The following is a 16739-nucleotide window of genomic DNA, read 5'->3' as shown; positions in this document are numbered from 1 at the left end:
CTTACGGCTTCGGCTCCGGGAAGACCATGGTGACCGTCAATCCCGGCGCTTCCGGATTGTCCTCATGCGTGGCGGAAAGCTCCAGGGAGCCGCCATGCAATTCCATCACCGCCTCGACCAGCGAAAGGCCAAGACCGGTGCCCGGCTTGGAGCGGCTTTCGTCAAGGCGGAAGAAACGTTTGGTGACCTCGCCGCGCTTGTCGGCGGGAACGCCGGGGCCGTTATCGCAGACGGAAAGCCGGAACGTGCCGTCGCGCTTGACGAGATGAACACCGATCTTGGCCTCGCGGCCGGCTTCCCCCGGAGCGCCGACGGCATATTTGATGGCGTTGTCGAGAAGGTTGAAGATCGCCTGGCCGATCAGTTCGCGGTTTCCGTTCACCACAAGGTCGGATTCGAGATCGGTGGTCAGCGCGAGCCCTGCCTCTTCCGCAGCCGGTTCGTAAAGTTCCGCACTATCGGCAGAGATCGCCGAAAGATCGACCTCGGACATCTCTGCGGCGATCGACCCCGCCTCGACACGCGAGATCATCAACAGCGCGTTGAAGGTGCGGATAAGCTGGTCGGATTCGCCGATAATGCCTTCCAGCGCAACACGGCGGACCTCTTCGCGGTCCTCGTCCAGCGCATCGGCCGCCTTGTTGCGCAGACGGGTCAGCGGCGTCTTCAAGTCGTGGGCGATATTGTCGGAGACCTGACGCAGGCCTTCGTTGAGCTTCTCGATGCGGCCGAGCATGGCGTTGAGCGAGTCCGACAGGCGGTCGAACTCGTCGCCGGATTTGCCGACCGGCAGGCGCTGGGAAAGGTCGCCGGCCATGATCTTCTGGCTGGCCGCCGACATGCGGTCGATACGTTTCAGCGCGTTGCGGCCGATACCGAACCAGATCACCAGCGCGCCGACACCCATGATGGTCAGCGCCACCATCAGCGCCCGACGCACGATGCCGCGGAACCGGCTCGGATCGCCGAGATCCCGGCCAACCATGACGCGCAACCCGTTGTCGAGGCGGGTCACGTTGGCGGTCGCCAGATGCCGGCCGGGGCGGTCGACCTCCGCATAGGGTTCGTAGGTGAAGGGAATATCCGTCCAGCCCTGGTCGTCGAGCACGCCGGGCTGCACGGAGGCGACATTGCCGGCCAGCATCTCGCCGTTCGGTCCGGCGATGACATACAGGTTCGCGCCCGGCTGGCGGGCGCGGCGTTCCATCATTCGCAACAGCAGATTGATCCCGCCGCGCTCATAGGCGCGCTGGATATCCGACACCTCTTCCTGCAACGATTGCCGCGTCTGCTGTGCAAGCAGCCGTTCCGACATGGCAGTGACGTAGAAGACGAGGAAGGCGGCACAGAGCGCAAACAGAAGAATATAAAGCGCCGACAGCCGGACGGCTGTCGAACGGAACATCAATCGGGCACGGGCGAGCAACGTTACCCCTCGTCCTTGATCATGTAGCCGGCGCCGCGAATGGTCTTCAGAAGCGGCTTGTCGAAATCCTTTTCGATCTTCGAGCGCAGGCGAGAAACGTGGACGTCGATGACGTTGGTCTGGGGATCGAAATGATAATCCCAGACGTTTTCGAGCAGCATGGTGCGGGTCACCACCTGGCCGGCATTCTTCATCAGATATTCGAGCAGGCGGAATTCGCGCGGCTGCAGCAGTACGTCCTTGCCGGCGCGCTTCACCTCGTGGGAAAGCCGGTCGAGTTCCAGATCGCCGACGCGGTAGATCATGTCCTGTTCCGGCGCGCCCTTGCGGCGGCCGAGCACTTCGACACGGGCGAGCAGTTCGGAAAAGGCATAGGGTTTCGGCAGATAATCGTCGCCGCCGGCGCGCAGGCCGGTGACGCGGTCATCGACCTGGCCAAGCGCCGAGAGGATGAGGACCGGCGCATTGACGCCGCGCTTGCGCAGCTCGCTGATGACGGAAAGACCGTCGCGGCGCGGCAGCATGCGGTCGATGACCATCACGTCATAGGCGTTTTCGGTCCCCATGAAGAGGCCGCTTTCGCCATCGCTTGCGTGGTCCACCACGATACCCGCCTCGCGAAAGGCCTTGGTCATGTAGGCCGCCGCCTCAAGATCGTCTTCGATCACCAGAATCTTCATGTGCGGAACAATAGCGTCCGCCGCATTTTTTGCACTATCGGAATTGGCGGTTGCGGCAGAATAGTGGACACTCGTTTCCATCATCGTGATCCTTCAAAGGAAAGGGCGCCAACCGTATCCGGCGGCGCCCCATTCAGTTTCCGCCAATCGATTGGCGGAAGTCTTCATTTCAAGGCGTCCAGATCGCCCGGCCCTTCGCTTTGGCTCCCGGCCCTTCGGGCGTTCATTCCCTTTGAAAGCTCCACTGGAGCTTTCAATTCGCCCCTAGGGCGAACCGGGACTTCACCGTTCGGCGCTCAAAACGCTCCACTGGAGCGTTTTGCCGGCTAATGCCTTCGTGCCTCACCCTTCGTTGATCGGCAGAGCGACGAACCGGCTCGTGCCGTTGCCTTCGACCTGGAACAGCGCGCGGGTGCGGCCATCCTTGCGGGCCTGCTCGATCACCTTGCCGATCTCAGCGGCGCTGGCGACCTTGCGGTTGTTGACTGAGATGATCTTCTCACCGGTCTTCAGGCCACGGGCTGCGGCTTCCGAATCGGGATCGACGTCAGTCACCGACAAGCCGGAGCCGTCACCGGCTGGCGCGACCGCAATGCCGAGGCTGGCAAGTGCCTTGTCACTTGACGGTGCCGGTGCTTCCGGCTCCTGCGGTTCGACCTTGGCCGTATCGTCATTCGGCAGGTTGCCGAGCGTCACGGTGACGTTCTGGGACTTGCCATCACGCCACAGCGCGACATCGACCTTGGCATTGGGGCCAAAGTTGGCAATGCGGCGCGACAGGTCGCGGGCATCCTTGATCGACTGGCCGTTGACGGCCGTGATCACGTCGCCTTCCTTGATGCCGGCCTTCTGGCCCGGAGAGCCTTCCTGCGGCGCGACGACTAGCGCGCCGTTCGGTTCCTTGAGGCCGAGCGAGTCGGCGATGTCCTGGTTGACCGGCTGGATCTGTACACCGAGCCAGCCGCGGGCAACCTTGCCGTCCTTCATCAGGCCGGCGACGACGTCCTTGGCGGTGGAGGCCGGGATCGCGAAGGCAATGCCGACGTTACCGCCGGACGGCGAGAAGATCGCGGTGTTGATACCGACGACTTCGCCCGAGAGGTTGAAGGTCGGGCCGCCCGAGTTACCGCGGTTCACGGCCGCGTCAACCTGGATGTAATCGTCGTAAGGACCAGAGCCGATATCGCGGCCGCGGGCCGAAACGATGCCGGCGGTGACGGTGCCGCCAAGGCCGAACGGGTTGCCGACGGCGACGACCCAGTCACCGACGCGGACCTTGGAGTCGTCGGCGAAGCTGACATAGGTGAACTTGCGGCTGGTGGCATCGACCTTCAGCACGGCCAGATCGGTGCGGCTGTCCTTGCCGATCAGCTTGGCTTCAAGCTCGGTGCCGTCGTTCATGACGACGGTGTAGGCGGAGCCGTCCGAGACGACGTGGTTGTTGGTAACCACATAACCGTCTTCGGAGATGAAGAAGCCGGAGCCCTGCGCGGTCGGGCGCAGGCGATGCGGACGGTTCTGGTTATCGCGGCCACGCGGGCCGTTGCGGTCGGCGCGGTCCTGATTGCGATCGCCCGGACCTTGCTGGCCGTTCTGGCCGCCGAATTCACGGAAGAAGCGCTTCAGCGGGTGATCGTCCGGCAGCTGGTCGAAACCGCGACCACCGAAATTGAAGGAACTGCCACCTTCATCGGAAGCGGGCGTGGCGTCGGACTGGACGCGAACGGAAACTACGGCCGGGGAGACGGCAGAAACGACATCGGCAAAGCTCGGGGCCTGCGGTGCGGTAACAGTGACAGGAGCCGCGAAGGAAGGCACGATTTGAGCCGGGATGCCGCTCGACAGCATGACCGCAGCAAGACCGGCGACAGTCGTGGTCTTCAAAACGGTCTTCAGGGAGGGACGTCCAAAATTGCGCATCTAGGAGCTACCTTTTTCTTTCTTCATTCATGCCGGATGGAGGTCCAGCGGGCGGTGGATGACGAAGATATAGGCGGCTTCAGGTTAACTGCACGTGGCGAGCGAATGAATTCTTCGTAATGTTGCGGTCAATTCGCGCCTCGCGCGTGCCAGACCTCGGAAAGCAACGTGAGGAAAGAGCCCGGCGACGGCAGATCCATCCGGTAATCCGAAAGAAGAACCGCAGAGAACTGAAATGGCATCGGCTCAGGCGCTACGGAGAAGACGCCTCCGTCGTTATAGCCCAACAACATAAAAAAGCCTTTCGGCTTCAATGCATTGGCGGCAGTGAAGGTAGCCTCCAGGTCGAGCGCCCAAGAAATGGACTCGCCGTCGGCGACGATGAAGGTTTCCGGATAAGCTCCCCAATAGCTGGAAGTCGCTTTGAAATATTCTGCGACGTCGCTTTGAGAAATACGCTGATAACTGCCGCCATCGACAGGTTGCACCCGTAAAAGAGGATTTGCCTCTTTCAGATAGGCGAGGATGTCCTCGATCTTGTCGTGAAAAGCCGCGTACATCCTGTTCGTGTCTACGCCTACCGTCGCTATTTCTTCAGAAGCTTATCGAGCCGAGCCTGCTCGTCGGCCGTCAGCGCGGCAACCACGCGTTGGCTCGGACGGGTGCGGATGAACACCAGGATGGCGGCGGCGCCGATCAGGAGTAGAATTATGGGCGTTGCCCAGAGGATGATCGTCTTTGTGCTGAGGCGCGGCTTCAGGAGCACGAATTCGCCGTAGCGCGAGACGACGTAGTCGATCACCTGATCGTCGGTATCACCATCCGTCAGGCGCTCGCGAACGAGGACGCGCAGATCGCGGGCGAGTTCGGCGTTTGAGTCATCGATGGATTGGTTCTGGCAGACCATGCAGCGCAGTTGCGTGGAGAGATTGCGGGCGCGCTGTTCGAGGGCGGGGTTGGAGAGGACTTCGTCGGGATTGACGGCAAAGGCCGGGAGGGGATTGAGGAAGGCAAGAAACAGGGTGAGGATGAGCCAGAATACCCCCCTCCTCTGCCCTGCCGGGCATCTCCCCCTCAAGGGGGGAGATTGGCAAGACGCACCTACATCGCTCCGATCTCTACGTCGATCATTGGCTGGACGTCGCAACGAGTCGATCTCCCCCCTTGAGGGGGAGATGCCCGGCAGGGCAGAGGGGGGTAGCCGCAACGAAGACGCTTTCCTCACTCCGCCGCCTCCAGCACAGGCCGCACCACCTTCGCCTTGCGGCTCGGTGCTCCCACCCGCAACCGCCGGTCCGACAGCGACACAAACCCGCCGAGCATCATCACCAGGCAACCGCCCCAGATGCAGAGAATGAACGGCTTCCACCAGATGCGCACGACCATGCCGCCGCTCTGGCCTTCGATGGCGTCGCCCAGCGAAACATAAAGCTGGCTTAGGCCGAATGTCAGAATACCGGCCTCGGTGGTCGGCATGCGGCGGGCCGTATAAAGCCGCTTCGAGGACCAGACATCGGCAACGGCCACACCGCCGACACGGGCCGTGAAGTGGCCGCGCTGTTCGGTATAGTTCGGGCCGACCGCGTCCCGCAGTCCGTCATAGACCAGCGTATAACCACCGGCATTGACTGTCTGGCCCTGTTTCATCTCGACCACCGTCTCGGTGCCGAAGGTCGTCGCGGCAAAGATGCCGAGGACCGTCACGCCGAGGCCAAAATGGGCGATGGCCGTGCCGAAGACGGAGCGTGGCAGGCCGGCGATGCGTTTCAGGCCGACGGAAAATCCGACCTTGGCGAAATTGCCGCGATACCAGAGGTCTGCAAAGGCGCCGATCATGCCCCAGAAGCCGAGGATGAGCCCGAAGATCGCCATGACCGGGCCGCCGTGCTGGATGTAGAAGAAAGCGAGACCGGCAAACAGCGCGAGCGCCGCGAAGACCCAGAGACGCTGGAATGCGCCGAGCAGGTCGCCGCGCTTCCAGGCGAGCATCGGGCCGAAGGGCACAGCAATCAGCAGCGGCAACATCAGCAGGCCGAAGGTCATGTTGAAGAAGGGCGCGCCGACGGAGATCTTCTCGCCGGTCAGGGTTTCCAGCACCAGCGGGTAGAGTGTGCCCGTCAGCACCGTGGCGGTGGCGACCGTCAGGATGAGATTGTTCAGCACCAGCGCGCCTTCGCGCGAGATCGGCGCGAAAATGCCGCCCGCTTTCAGCATCGGCGCACGCCAGGCGAAGAGCGCGAAAGCGCCGCCGATGAAGATTGCTAGGATGGTGAGGATGAAGATCCCGCGGGTCGGGTCGGTGGCAAAGGAATGAACCGAGGTCAAAACGCCGGAGCGGACAAGGAAAGTACCGAGCAGCGACAGCGAAAAGGTCATGATTGCCAGAAGCACGGTCCAGATCTTCAAGGCCTCGCGCTTTTCCATGACGAGCGCGGAATGCAGCAGCGCGGTGCCGGCGAGCCAGGGCATGAAGGAAGCGTTTTCGACCGGATCCCAGAACCACCAGCCGCCCCAGCCAAGTTCGTAATAGGCCCAGTAGGAGCCCATGGCGATGCCGGCGGTGAGGAAGGTCCAGGCGGCGAGCGTCCAGGGCCGCACCCAGCGCGCCCAGGCGGCGTCGATGCGGCCTTCCATCAATGCGGCGACGGCAAACGAGAAGCAGACGGAGAAACCGACATAACCGAGATAGAGAAGCGGCGGATGGATCGCCAGGCCGAAATCCTGCAGGACCGGGTTCAAATCCTGGCCTTCCGCCGGCGCCGGATCGAGGCGCAGGAACGGATTGGAGGTGAACAGAATGAAGAGCAGGAAGGCGACGGTGATCCATGCCTGGACTGCCAAAACGTTGGCCCGCAGACTGTCCGGCAGATTGCGACCGAAGACGGCGACCAGCGCGCTGAAGAGGGTGAGGATCAGCAGCCAGAGCATCATCGATCCCTCGTGATTGCCCCAGACACCGGAATATTTGTAGATCAGCGGCATCAGCGAATGGGAATTTTCCCAGACATTGGCGACCGAGAAATCCGAGACGACATAGGCCCAGGTGAGCGAGGCGAAAGAGATCGCCACCAGCGCGAAAATGGTGATCGAGCCGGTCGGCGCCAGTGCCATCAGCGCCATGTCGCGGCGGCGCGCGCCGATCACCGGCAAGATCGAGACGATGAGCGCGGTCGCAAGCGTCAGGACGAGCGCGTAGTGGCCGATTTCGACGATCATTTCGTCGCTCCCGTATTGTTTTTGCCGTCTTCCCAGACACCTTCCTTCTTCAGGCGGTCGGCGACTTCCTTCGGCATGTAGTTCTCGTCATGCTTGGCAAGCACGCTGTCGGCCACGAAACTGTGGCCCGCGTCGAAAGCGCCTTCGGTCACGACGCCCTGCCCTTCTCGAAACAGGTCGGGCAGGATGCCGGTATAGCTGACCGGCACGGTGCTCTTGCCATCGGTCACCGTGAAGCTCACCGTCGAGCCCTGGCCGCGCTTGACAGAACCCTCCGCCACCAGACCGCCCAGGCGGATGCGGGTGCCGGGCTTGATATCGGCCTTGGCGAGATCGCCCGGCATGAAGAAATACGCGACCGACTGGCTGAAGGCAAACATCACGAGCAGCACGGCGACGAGGATGAAGCTCATGCCGCCGGCGATCACCGCAAGCCGTTTCTGTTTGCGGGTCATTGCTGCACTCCTTCCACGGCCAGGCCGATCTCGTTTGCCAGCGCCACAAGTTCGCCGGAAGACGGGAATTGTTTCAGGCCGTCCTTCAACGCATCCGTTGCCTTCTGCTTGTCGCCAAGCACGGCATAGGAGCGCACCAGCCGCAGCCAGCCTTCGAGATTGTTCGGGTCTTCCTTGAGTTTCGTCGCAAGGCTGTCGACCATGCCGCGGATCATCGCCTGGCGATCACCCTGCGACATGCCTTGAGCCGCGGCGATATCCGCCTGGTTCGGATTGCCGGGGGCATTGGCGGCGGGCGGTGACGCGGCAACAGTACCGCCGTTCTTGGCGATATGCTGGTTGACCAGTTCCATCCACGGCGCGTCGGGCGTGGAGGCCTTGGCGATCGTCTCGAATTCCGCGAGGGCTTCCGCCGCACGGCCGGACTGTTCGTAACCAAGGCCGACATAAAAGCGCGAACGCGGATTGTCCGGATCGAGCTTGACGGCCTCCTGGAAAGCCCCGCGTGCATCTTCGGTGACGATGCCGTCGCTTTCCGCCACCAGCGTTTCGCCAAGGCCGGCAAGGCGTACGGGGGTCGGCCCCAGCAGACGGATCGCATTGCGATAGGCCATTTCGGCATCGCCGAGCCGCATGGAGCGGAAATAGATCGGCGCGAGCAGATCCCAGCCGGCGCCGTCATTCGGATTCTGGGCGAGATGCCGCTCGGCCTTTGCGACGAGCAGCGCGATGTTGTTGCCGGGATTGGCGAGACGCGCCTCGAGCGGCTGGTCGGGGATGCCCGGATTGCCGAGCATCACGTAAAGACAGAGCCCGACGGCCGGCGGCACCAGCGTCACGACCGCGGTGGCGATCGCATATTTCTTGGCGGGAGCTGCGGCCTGTTTTTCGCCTTCGCCCGCCACGGCCAGAAGCCGGCGACCGATCTCGGCGCGCGCATATTCGGCTTCCTCGGCATTGATCAGGCCTTGCGCCTTGTCACGGTCGAGTTCGGAGAGCTGGTCGCGATAGACTTCGACCTCACCGGCACGGTCGGCGAGCGCGACTTTGGAGCCGCGGGCGAATGGCATGATGAGGACTGCCGCAACGGCTGCCGTCAGAGCTGCGAGGACGATCCATAAAATCATAATGGCCCATTACCGGAACGGCCGCCGCTTTCCAACCGCGTTGTGGCCTCCGGGCGGCCGTTGACGCGAATTTGAGGCGTTTGGCCGCAAGCCGGTTCAGCGTTCAAATCATGGGAGGGGTATGGGGCGGGAAAAGGAAGGTGGGTATGATTTAGGTCAACGAGGGGGGATGGGCTCTTGTAAGGAATTGGTTCCGGGGAAGACCACCGCTCAAAGTTGGCGCAGACGGCGCCACATCTCCCTTCTCCCCAGCGTGGAGAAGATGCCGGCAGGCAGATGAGGGGGCCGCAGGCAGAACGTTCAATATCAATTGGATGAAAGAGCAGTTGACCCCCTCATCCGACCCTTCGGGCCACCTTCTCCCCGCTGGGGAGAAGGGAATACCATCCGCCCTCCCCGTGCTCGGGAAGGCCGCGGCAACTCAAGTCAGCGGCGTCCAGGTCCCGTCCGCATTCCGGCAAGCCGCACCGCGAGCCGTAAATTCCTTGTGGTCGGCGGTGATCGTGTGGCGGTACTGGCGGCAGTTCTGGGTGCCGACCTGATAGGGCGCGTTGGCGATCACCTCGCCGCTGGCATCACCGCTTTTCCACGGCGTCGATGCACCGGGCGCAGCCTCTTCCAGAGCCCGATACTCGGCCTCCAGCGCCCGCGAAAGATCGCTTCCGGAAAGATTGGCTCCGGTACGGCCGGCAATGCCACCCTGCAGAGCCGAAATATACGACGTGGCGGCCGAGGACCGCGACGAGAGAAGGCCGCGGGAACCGCCGCCTGTATCCGACGTGGTATTGCACCCGGCCAGCAATGCGGACACGAGAACGAGGGAAGCGGTATTTCGGTGGCTCAAGCGTCGCATCGTATCGGAAACCGGATCCTGGGTCTGGGTTATCCCGCCTGGCATGCCATTGGGGACTGTTTTCTCTCGTAAGTCTGTGCCGCGACTGGTCCTGCCCCGGCGTGGCATCATTATGGCATTACTTGGAAAACACATGAACCCGACTATCGTTCACTCCCGGTCTGATCGTTCGTTGCAATTGCTCCTGTGTCAAAAGATATAGCAGGCGATTTATCCGTCCATGGGTAATGGAACGGATTACAAAGATGTTGCCGCAGCGCAACAGTGTGGAATCACACCGTTTCCTTGGCCATGCCGGGAAGCAGGAGTTGAGCCCGCAGGCCGCCGCGCCCGCCGCGGTTAAGCTCGAATTTGCCCTGATATTCGCCCGTGATCTCCCGGACGATGGAGAGGCCGAGCCCGGCGCCGGGCTTGCTCTCGTCGAGCCGCCTGCCGCGCTTCATCGCCTCGCGGATCTGATCGGGCTCTAGGCCGGGACCGTCGTCTTCCACGGCCATTTCCACCCAGTAACGCTGCACAGCGCCCTCGGCGGCAACCGGACCAAGGCTTGAGCCGGCAGTCAGGGACGCGGTGACCCATACGCCGGTTTCGCAGAAGCGCGCGGCGTTTTCCAAGAGATTACCGACCGTTTCCTCGATGTCCTGCTGTTCCATGGCGAGCGTGAGGCCGGGCGAGGAGACCGAAAGGTAGAATTCCTTTTCCGGGTTGAGGCGGCGCATGACGCGCACCAGGCGCTCCAGCACAGGCTCCACCTCGGTACGGGCCAGCAGAGATTCGCGCTGCGCCGCAATGCGCGCCCGGTTGAGATAGGACTGGACCTGCGTCTGCATGCCCTCCGCCTGAGAGCGGACGAGATCGGACTGCACCTTGTCGACGGCGCGCGATTCGTTGAGCAGAACGGCGATCGGCGTCTTCAGCGAATGGGCCAGATTGCCGACCTGCATGCGGGCCCGCTCGACGATACGCTTGTTGCTTTCGATCAGCGCGTTGATATCGGTTGCGAGCGGCATGATCTCGCGTGGGAACACGCCGTCCATCCGCTCCGCCTCACCGCGCCGCACCTTTTCCAGAGCCCTGCGCGCGCCATCAAGCGGCTGCAGGCCATAGAGAATGGCAAGCGCATTCACCACAAGGCTGCCGATGCCGAACACGGCGAGCGCGATGTAGAGGCTGCGCGAGAAGGTCTGGATGTCCTCTTCGACGACGCTCAGATTGCCGGAGACGCGGAACCGGGCCGCCCTGCCCTCACCGTCGAGCACGACTTCCGTCTCCGCCACCAGAACATTGTTCTTGAAGGCGTCGGTCGCCGGATAGAAGCGTTCGTAGCGGTTATTGAACGGCACCGCGAGGATCGACGGCACGCTGATATTCGACGTGCCGAGCGAAGACGAGGACAGCGGCCGGGCCGCGAACGTGCCGAGCGGCTCGATGATCCAGTACCAGCCGGTTTCCGGCTGCGAGAAACGCAGGTCGCCGAGCTGCGGGCTGCCGGACAACTGGTTGTCGTCGCCGATCGTGATCGAGTTGATGACGTTATAGAGCTGGGCACGCAGGAGATCGGTAAAGGCGCGCTCCGCCGACTGGCGGTAAAGCTGCGAGATGACGATCGAGATCACCACCAGAGCCAGCGCCGACCAGAGCGTCGCGAGCATCAGCACCCGGGAGGTGAGCGATGTCGGGCCGATGGGGCGAAGCCTGAACCGCATCGGCTTAGCGTGCGTCGGTTGGGGCTTGCATCCTGTATCCGAGGCCGCGGACGGTTTCGATGAGATCCACCCCGAGCTTCTTGCGAAGCCGGCCCACGAAAACCTCGATCGTGTTGGAATCGCGGTCGAAATCCTGATCATACATATGCTCCACCAGCTCGGTGCGGGAAACGACCTGTCCCATGTGATGCATCAGATAGGAGAGGAGCCGGAACTCGTGCGAGGTGAGTTTCAGCGCCACGCCATCGACGCTCGCCTTGGATGCCTTGGTATCGAGACGGACGGGACCACAGACGATTTCCGAGGAGGAATGTCCGGCAGCACGGCGGATCAGCGCCCGCACACGAGCCAGAACCTCTTCCGTGTGAAAAGGCTTGGCGACATAGTCGTCGGCGCCGGCATCGATGCCGGCCACCTTGTCGCTCCAGCGATCGCGGGCGGTGAGCATCAGAACCGGCATGCCCTTGCCTTCGGCACGCCATTTCTCGACGACGGTAATGCCGTCGATGACCGGCAGGCCGATATCGAGGATGACGGCGTCGTAGGGTTCGGTCTCGCCGAGATAATGCCCTTCCTCGCCGTCGAAGGCCTGGTCGACCACGTAGCCGGCCTCCTTCAGGGCGTCGGAAAGCTGCCGGTTGAGATTGACGTCGTCTTCGACCACCAGAATGCGCATGTGCTTTTCGAAATCCGTCTGCTGGAACCCTATCGGGCGCCATTTACATCCGGACCGCTTACATGGGAACCGTCTTGGTCACCTTGCGCGGCCGTTCATTGCCCTTGCCCTGAATGAGAACCGTCACCGTGCAGGTCTGGCCGTCGGCCCCCGGCTGGGCCGACAGAAGCTCGCCGCCCGTTTCACGCACGACGCGGGAAGCGGCCGAGCCGCAATCGCCTGAAACGAAGACGAGGTAATCAAGCGCGGCTGCCCGTTCCGGCTGAAAGCCGGCAAAACCGGCTATGCCGGCGGCCAGTATCGCGATGATCGGCAGTCGCGCCATGGTTTAAAAATTCCACTCAGAAGACAACGGATGCCATATCCAAAGCATGTGATGGATTATGTAGCCAAAGGCTGCTGAATGGCAAATGAATGCTCGGTAACGCTGGCGTTCAGGTGGTCACTATCCCCTGATTCCGCTCGCTGCGGTGATACGCCCGTAGATCGCCAGGAGCCCGCCGGCCGCGCCGGCAAGGGTTACCGCGATCTCCGCTAGATCGGCCTGAATATCGCTGCCGATCTCGATTCCCGCCGCCTGCAGCACCGATGCGGCGACTGCGATCAGCGCGCCCCAGACGGTTTTCGACTGGTACCAGAACTTCATTCCATCCATGATTTTGTCTCCTTCGGTTGACCTAAAATAGAATCTGCGCCTCGGCCGGAATGCCGAGCGGCACGGCGCGGCCCATCTGGCGAATGCGCAAGGAAATGCCTGTTTGAGTGGTGCCGAAATCGGCAATCTGCTGAGCGGCGGAATAGACGAAAACCGACGAAGTCACCTCTGCCGAGCGTTTGACGGCGGTCCCATCCAGCACCTCGATGCGATAGCGCTCATCCGCTTCGTCGAGCGGGATGTCGCTGCCGTTCCAGTCGTCAGCCTCGACCCGCCCACGCCGTATCCAGGTCAGACGGATATCGCCGTCGACAGCCTTCTCACCCCGGATATGGACCGGCGAAAGCGGCGTCTCGGCGCGCGTGCCGCCTGCAAAACCGCGGGGGCCGAAACGACCGCCGGACTGGCCCAAGCTTTCGACGATCCAGTTCATCGGCAGACCGCGCTCTTCCGCGGTCAACCCAAGCGGCATGACGGCCTCGTCGAGCACCACGACCGCAGCGCCTGTCGCGGCGCCGGCTTGCATCGCATCCTCGGTACCGGCCAGGCCGCGAAGCAGGTTGGTCAAACGCCAGCGGCTCGGCACGACCTCTTCTGCCGTCGCAAACCCGATGATCTCCCATGTATCGTTCGCGGCCTTCACCGCGATGCGATTGTCGCCGTTTAGGACGGGCAGTTCCCCGGCCGAAGACAGGCCGCCGAAATGGAGGTCGAGTTCGAGCGATCCGGATCGATCAAAACGGCCGGTAACGCCCGGCTCCAGCGGTACCGTCAGGACGCCGATCCGGGCGGGGCGCTCCAGCAGAGTGCGGCTGCGATATCCTTCCGTGCCGGGCGACGACGAAACCGCCATGCGCCGCCATGGCCGGGAAAACGCTGCAATGCGCGCAAAACTGCTCGGCGTATCCGATGAAAACCGCGGTAGATCGAGAAAATGGACGATCGGCGAGAAGGCACCGGCCGGATTGCTTCCGCCGTCCCTGCGTCCGCTTTCGACCGCGTAGTTGACCGGCGCGAGCGGTGCATGATGGCGTGCTTCGATCCGCCGTACCGCGCCGTCCTCTGCCCGTTCCACGATGAAGGTACAGTCGGCTCCGGGCGCGTCCGGCAGCGCCAGTCTCACCGTATCTCCCGGCGTGAGCGCGATTTCGGCGGGCGAGATGGCGAAGCTTATGGTCCGCCTGCCGATGCGTTGTGTCCGAAGCAGGCTTTCGACGGCAACGAGCGCGGTTTCTTCGGACAGCACGGCCGGCAGGTCGTAACCCAACGTGCGCCGGCTTTCCGCCCTCGCCTTTCGCGACCGCATGCTCGCCTGTTCGTAGTCCAGCCGGGGATTGTAGGAGGTCAGCACCGCTTCGGCGGCGAAATCGCTGTCATGGCCGCGGCCTTCGCTCCAGAGCGGCTCGCCGTCGATATCGGCGACGACGGCAACCTCCCTGGGTGGCAGGCTTGCCTTCAGCCGCGAGCGGAAATGCAGCCGGCCGTCGTGTTCGGCGACATCGATCTGGAACGCCTCGAGCAGCGGCTCCAGAAGTGCCCGCGCCGAGGTGAGTTCACCCTGGACGTAACCGATAAGATCGCCGCTGACGGCCGAGACGTCGAAATCGGCAAACCCGTGTTCGGCCAGGATTGCCGCGATCGCATCCGCGAGCGTCGTGCCGCCGAGCCGGCCGTTCAGCCAGTGGCCGGTACGCCAGTTATCCCCCTCGCGCCAGACCAAAAGGTCGTTTGGAAAGGCTGGCATGGGACGGGCGTCCCAGGTCCAGACGAAGATGCGGTCCCGAGCGACCATGCCGGCGGGTGCCTCCGCGCCCTGCCACCAATCGTGATGCGCCTCCAGAAAGCGTCGCTGCATGCTGTCGGAACGGCTGAGGCTGGAGAAATAGGGAGCGGCACTTTCCGCCGATTTCGGGTCGATGAAGACGTTCGGCTGGTTGGCGCCCTTGTCCACCGCTGGGCAACCGAGTTCGGTGAACCAGATCGGTTTCTGACGCGGCTGCCAGACGGTCGGCTGCGGGTTTTCCACACCGCCGATGCGATCGTGGTGGGGGCTAGACCACCAGTTTTCGAGGTCCTTGTAGCGAAACACCCAGGGCTTTCCGGCAAGGCCATCGGTAATCGGCGTGCGTTGCCGGGTCTGCCGGTCCGCAGCGCTGGCATAATACCAGTCGTAACCTTCACCGGCGGCAATCTGCGACGCCATCGCCCTGCAGTCGTCGGCAAGCCGGAAGCCGTCCGGATTTTCCTGGGCAAGATCGTCGTCCCGCCAGTCGGCGAGCGGCATGTAATTGTCGATGCCGACCGCGTCGATATTCGGCGAGGCCCAGAGAGGGTCGAGATGGAAGAAAACATCCCCCGAGCCGTCCTGCGGGTGATATCCGAAATATTCGCTCCAGTCGGCACCGTAGGTCAGCCTTGTATGCGGTCCGACCACGGCCCGCACATCGGCAGCCAAGGTCACCAGTGTCTCGACAAACGGAAAGTTACCCGCCTCGTCGCGAAGCTGCGTCAGGCCACGTAGTTCCGAGCCGATGATAAAGCCCTCCACGCCACCCGCTGCCTGCGCCATCTCGGCATAGTGCATCACCATCCGGCGATACCCGTCGGCACCTTCGGCAAAGGCCTCAACCTGCATTCGCGCAACGCCTGTCTTATCGGCGGTATGCGGCTGCAGCGGGCCGGGAAAACAGGAAATTCGTCCACGCCAGGGATAGGCAGCCTGTTCCGCGCCGCCATGCGGATCGGGCAGACCGTTGCCGGCGGGGATATCCATCATCACGAACGGGTAGAGATAGACCTCCAGGCCGCGTGCATTGAGATCGGCGATCGCCTGCCGGACACTCGCATCGCTCGGTGTTCCGCCATAGGCCGGGCCGCCGTTCTGGCTGACGAGACGGGCATCCGCCCGCGGCAGACCGGCCACCGACCATTCCACGCTTTCGTCTTCACGAGAGGCAACTTCCACGCCTGGCACGATGCGGCAGTGCCCGGCCCGCAAATCCGTGCCGAACCAGGAGACGACCAGCGCGACGCTTTTCAGGTTCGGGCAGAGCGCCTGAAGCTCGTCGAGCGAGGCCTGCCAGTCGGTCGACGCGGTCAGCACATTGCGGTTCAGAATACGGGCACTGCCCTCTCCCGTCTTTTCCGTCACCGGCACGGTCGCATAGCCATGTTCGGTGGCGCCGGGAATGATCGTCACCGCGCGGATCTGGCTTTCCAGCTGTCCGACCGGCCGCAGCACTTCGAACTGAAGCAACGGGATGCGGTTGCCGAAGGTGTCGAGCGGCAGGTGCTCGAAGACGACATAGGCAAGCCCACGATAGGCCGGGGCATTGCCTTCCCCCTGTTTCGCCTCGATCAGCGGATCGGGAAGCTGTTCTTCGTCGCCACGGTAGACGCGCATCTCATAAGCCGTCAGGTCGAGTTCACGGCCGTCCGCCCAGACCCGCCGCACACCAGCAATCGGCCCCTCGCAAAGCCCGACGGCGATGTTGGCGAAATAACGGAAAGTCTCGACACGCGGCCCGGTCGCCTTGGCGCCGGAGCGTTCGCGCGTCACCTCTTCCTCGAACCGCGTGGCCCAGATCAGCGTGCCACCGATACGCGCCGTACCGTAAATCCGGCTGACCGCCGTGCCTTCGTCGGCACCCGCAATGCGTGCGGTGGCGAGCCGCGGCCCGGAGACCGTGGAGCCGCCACCGATCAGCGTCCGATCGACCATGCTACCGGCCAATGCGCCTGCCGCACGCCCCAGAATTGCGCCGACTGGGCCGAACATACCGCCAAGTGTGGCACCGGCAGCCTGAAGGAGAATGGTGGCCATGGAAATACCTCGCAACCATCCGGCGAATACCGCTGGATGCGCGTAAAAAGCGTGATAGCGTGTGGGGAGTTGGAGAGCACAAGCAGCAGGCGCCACACCAGCCGGCGCACCGGTGAAGACGGGCTACACCGGCTCAGGCAGGAGCCCTGCTCTCGAATGTGGAGGTAGTGTTATGAGGCTCAGGCCGATTAGCATTGCGCTT

Annotated in this window: 14 protein-coding genes; all 14 read right to left on the bottom strand. The window is 63.0% G+C overall.

Going from position 1 to position 16739, the window contains the following annotated elements:
• Position 1: 1 nt before the first annotated feature.
• On the bottom strand, positions 2-1405 hold the full coding sequence (locus KX729_RS07505; protein WP_219741782.1) for a sensor histidine kinase: 1404 nt from the start codon (positions 1403-1405) through the stop codon (positions 2-4).
• Between the two features lie 23 nt (positions 1406-1428).
• Positions 1429-2187 carry a response regulator transcription factor gene (locus KX729_RS07500; RefSeq protein ID WP_376775937.1) on the bottom strand — a complete coding sequence of 253 codons (759 nt, stop codon included), beginning with the start codon at positions 2185-2187 and terminating at the stop codon, positions 1429-1431.
• Between the two features lie 261 nt (positions 2188-2448).
• Entirely contained in the window at positions 2449-4026 is a 1578-nt protein-coding gene (locus tag KX729_RS07495; RefSeq protein ID WP_219741781.1) for a Do family serine endopeptidase, read from the bottom strand.
• Between the two features lie 128 nt (positions 4027-4154).
• Positions 4155-4586 carry a hypothetical protein gene (locus tag KX729_RS07490; RefSeq protein WP_219741780.1) on the bottom strand — a complete coding sequence of 144 codons (432 nt, stop codon included), beginning with the start codon at positions 4584-4586 and terminating at the stop codon, positions 4155-4157.
• Between the two features lie 26 nt (positions 4587-4612).
• On the bottom strand, positions 4613-5104 hold the full coding sequence (locus KX729_RS07485; RefSeq protein WP_376775936.1) for a cytochrome c-type biogenesis protein: 492 nt from the start codon (positions 5102-5104) through the stop codon (positions 4613-4615).
• A 143-nt stretch (positions 5105-5247) separates the two neighbouring features.
• Positions 5248-7242 (bottom strand): heme lyase CcmF/NrfE family subunit, encoded by a 1995-nt coding sequence (locus tag KX729_RS07480; RefSeq protein WP_219741779.1) that lies wholly within the window; start codon positions 7240-7242, stop codon positions 5248-5250.
• The gene (ccmE, locus tag KX729_RS07475; protein ID WP_219741778.1) at positions 7239-7697 is read right to left on the bottom strand and encodes a cytochrome c maturation protein CcmE; all 459 of its coding nucleotides are present in this window, start codon (positions 7695-7697) and stop codon (positions 7239-7241) included. The genes KX729_RS07480 and ccmE overlap by 4 nt, the downstream gene beginning before the upstream one ends.
• On the bottom strand, positions 7694-8824 hold the full coding sequence (gene ccmI / locus KX729_RS07470; protein ID WP_219741777.1) for a c-type cytochrome biogenesis protein CcmI: 1131 nt from the start codon (positions 8822-8824) through the stop codon (positions 7694-7696). The genes ccmE and ccmI overlap by 4 nt, the downstream gene beginning before the upstream one ends.
• A 421-nt stretch (positions 8825-9245) precedes the next feature.
• Positions 9246-9677 (bottom strand): RT0821/Lpp0805 family surface protein, encoded by a 432-nt coding sequence (locus tag KX729_RS07465; RefSeq protein ID WP_219741776.1) that lies wholly within the window; start codon positions 9675-9677, stop codon positions 9246-9248.
• A 272-nt stretch (positions 9678-9949) separates the two neighbouring features.
• Positions 9950-11383, bottom strand: a complete 1434-nt coding sequence (locus KX729_RS07460; RefSeq protein ID WP_246617438.1) for a sensor histidine kinase — start codon at positions 11381-11383, stop codon at positions 9950-9952.
• Positions 11384-11387: 4 nt separating this feature from the next.
• Positions 11388-12059 (bottom strand): response regulator transcription factor, encoded by a 672-nt coding sequence (locus tag KX729_RS07455; RefSeq protein ID WP_219741775.1) that lies wholly within the window; start codon positions 12057-12059, stop codon positions 11388-11390.
• 58 nt (positions 12060-12117) lie between these two features.
• Complete coding sequence (locus KX729_RS07450) at positions 12118-12384, bottom strand: hypothetical protein (protein WP_219741774.1); 267 nt, start codon at positions 12382-12384, stop codon at positions 12118-12120.
• Positions 12385-12504: 120 nt separating this feature from the next.
• On the bottom strand, positions 12505-12714 hold the full coding sequence (locus tag KX729_RS07445; RefSeq protein WP_219741773.1) for a hypothetical protein: 210 nt from the start codon (positions 12712-12714) through the stop codon (positions 12505-12507).
• A gap of 22 nt (positions 12715-12736) precedes the next feature.
• Positions 12737-16537 carry a baseplate multidomain protein megatron gene (locus KX729_RS07440; protein ID WP_219741772.1) on the bottom strand — a complete coding sequence of 1267 codons (3801 nt, stop codon included), beginning with the start codon at positions 16535-16537 and terminating at the stop codon, positions 12737-12739.
• Positions 16538-16739: the final 202 nt, after the last annotated feature.

It is taken from the genome of Neorhizobium populisoli (assembly GCF_019430945.1).
Lineage (GTDB): Bacteria > Pseudomonadota > Alphaproteobacteria > Rhizobiales > Rhizobiaceae > Neorhizobium > Neorhizobium populisoli.
The sequence above is the reverse complement of the archived record's forward strand: the minus strand, read 5'-3'. Positions and strand labels throughout refer to the sequence as shown.